Annotated in this window: 2 protein-coding genes; both read right to left on the bottom strand. The window is 63.4% G+C overall.

The genetic code is table 11. From position 1 onward, the window contains the following. Positions 1–1,569 (bottom strand): beta-galactosidase (locus AC1DSN_RS20655; RefSeq protein WP_477332572.1); only part of this gene is annotated, 1,569 nt, incomplete at its 3' end. A gap of 84 nt (positions 1,570–1,653) precedes the next feature. After that, positions 1,654–3,055 (bottom strand): outer membrane protein assembly factor BamB family protein (locus AC1DSN_RS20660; RefSeq protein ID WP_477332574.1); only part of this gene is annotated, 1,402 nt, incomplete at its 5' end.

Genomic DNA, 3,055 nt, shown 5'->3' on the forward strand with positions numbered 1-3,055 from the left:
GAGCATATGCGTGGCCGCGTCCCAGTGCGCGGTGACGTTGCCATCGATCACGCGTGTCGTGGGCTCGGTCGAATAGCGCAACACCGTTTCACCGTCTTCATCGTGCCGGCCGTAAAGCAGCGCGACATCGCGGTCGCCCACGCGCAGCTGCGTCATCAGCTCGGACGTCGAATACGCCAGGTCCTGCCTGCCGAAGCGGTAGTTGGCGAGAAGCATCTTCGAATCGCGGCCGTTGATACGGATCGCGGTGCCCGCCTGCTGTGGAATCGTCGTATCGCCCGTCTTGCCCAGGGTGACGCGGAGGTGCGTGGTGTCGTTCGATGTATCCGTCGCGTCGGCGTGCCGCAGGATGTAGAAGCGAGTGCCGTCCTCCGGATTGACGCGGGCGTTGACGCGAAGGCGCGGGTTGTCCGGCACTGATGTCGCGACGGCATCGGTCCGCGCGAGCGGCGCGACGGCCTGCGTCATGTAACCGATGAGCTTCTGCTGGTCGTACTTGTTGGTGAGAATCCGGTTTGCCGTGATCGGTGCGCCGTAGTCGTACGAAGTGTAAACGCCCGGCGACGACAGCCAGCCCCAATTGATCCCGCCGTAGGTCATGTAGAAGTTCTGCATGGTCGAGCCGGCGGCGATGTTCGACTCGTAGAACACGCGCTCGAAGTCCGGGCCGGTGAGCTTGCGGCAGGCTTCATAGCCGGGACCACCCCAGACGTCGAACGCGCCTCCCTGGAATTCCGGGAAGAGCAACGGCGAGTGAGTCAGGCGCTTTCGTTCGCTTGCAAAGTCGTACACACCGTTCCAGCGCTCGGGACGCGTGCAGTCGAAGTCCGCCGGATAGGAGTCGTAGCCGGGCATGTCGACGGCGCCGACGCCAGTGAAGAAGTTATCGTTGTGGTTGCCGATCAGTGGCACGGTGATGCCATCGGCGTGCGCCTTGTCTTCGATGTCCTGCATGTAGCGGCGGCTATCCGCGGAATCGTCGTAAAGCTCGTTCTCGACCTGATAAAGCAGCACGGTGCCACGGCCATCGGTGAACTGATGACGCGCGAGGATCCGATCGATCTGCGTCATCCACTCGCGATAGGCGGCGGTGTAGTCCGGTGCGGTGGACCGGGGCTTGCCGGCGGTCGTGACCAGCCAGCCAGGAAAGCCGCCCGCGTCGGTTTCCGCGTTGATGTACGGGCCCGGACGGGCAATGACGTAAATGCCTGCGTCCCGCGCCATGTCCAGAAGACGGTCGACATCGCGGATGCCCGAGAAGTCATAGACCCCGCGTTTGGGCGAGTGGTAACCCCAGTCGAAGTAGATTTCCACGGCGTTGAAGCCCGCGGCTTTCATCTTCTGCAGGACATCGGCCCACAGATCCGGCGAGGGCAGGCGCCAATAGTGGAAGGATCCCGACCAGAGGTAGGTCGGCTTGCCGTCGATACTCAGCGAGTAGCGGTCGTAGGTGATGGTGTGTGCATGCGGGGGTGTCGATGCGGCCGGCGCCTGCAGGGAAAGGGCCAGCAGCCCCACGGCTGCCGAATACCCGGCAAGACGGCCAAACGGCCCTTGAAAAGCAAACATCCCCAACCTCCGATCGACGACGGCGCGCCTTATGGCATCCCGCGGAGGTTGGGGTATTTTGGGTGTATTTGCAAATTTGGGTATTTACTGTGCGGGTAGCGCGTACGCCACCACGGAATCACCCATCTTTGTTCCGAGCGAACCATGGCCACCGGCCATGATGACGATGTACTGGCGGCCGTCCTTACCTTTGAAGCTCATCGGTGTCGCCTGGCCACCCGCAGGCAGTCGGCTACTCCAGAGCTGGCGACCATCGGTGACGTCATAGGCGCGCAGATAGGAGTCGAGCGTCGCGCCGAAGAACGCAATGCCACCGGCCGTGATGAGCGTGCCACCCTGACCGGGCACGCCGAGCGGCAGCGGAATGCCGAATGGCGCGCTGTCACGGGTGGTGCCGTTCTTGTGTTTCCAGATGATCTTGCCCGTGGTCAGGTCCACCGCCGACACCCATCCCCAGGGCGGCGCCTGGCACGGGATGYCGAGCGCGCTGAGAAGCGGGGAGATCTCGACGCCGTACGGTGCACCCGTATCGGGGTGGACGCCCGAACTCTCGTTGGTCGACGCCTCACGACGTGCGACTTCCGCCGCGGGGACCAGACGAAACACAAACGCGAACGAGTTGGGATTGGTGAACGCGATCTGGCGAACCGGATCGACCGAAATGCCACCCCAGTCGAAGACGCCCGCATTGCCGGGATGAATGAGGGTCTCGGTCACGCCGGGTGGCGTGTATGGCCCGTCATAACGCATGGACTTGAAGCGGATGCGGCACATCACCTGATCGAAGGGCGTGGTGCCCCACATGTCTGCTTCGGTCAGCTTCGGCGGATCGTAGTTGAGCTGCGACCGGGCTTGCGTCGGCGAGGTGTGATCGCCTTGCACCGCGCCCTGGGCGACCGGCACTTCGTCGATGGGGATGATCGGCTGTCCGGTCAGCCGGTTCAGCACGTAGATGCTGCCCTGTTTGCTGGTCGAGATGAGGGCGGGCTGTACACCGGAGGGCGTTTTCAGATCGACGAGGGTCGGCTGGGCGCTGACATCCTTGTCCCACAGATCATGGTGGGTGAACTGGTAGTTCCAGCGCACCTTGCCCGTGGCGATGTCGAGTGCAACCACGCCGGCTGCGTACTTCTCCGCGCCGGCCGTGCGATCGCCGCCCCAGGTATCCGGTGTCTGGTTGCCCATCGGCAGGTACACGAGGCCCAGCCCTTCATCCACGCTCATCACCGACCACACATTCGGGGAGTTGCGCGTGTAGTGCTGGCCTGCCGGCAGTGGCGTGGTTTCGTCCGGATTGCCGGCATCCCAGTTCCACACGAGGTGGCCGTCGTGCACGTCGAAGGCACGAATGACGCCCGATGCTTCATGCGTGGAATAGTTGTCGCTGACGTGGCCACCGATGATGACGAGATCGCGAGTGATCGCCGGGGGCGACGTCGAGTAATAACCACCCGGAAGCATGTTGCCGTCGAGATTGTCGGTGAGG

The organism is Luteibacter sp. P4_D7_3, assembly GCF_056401735.1.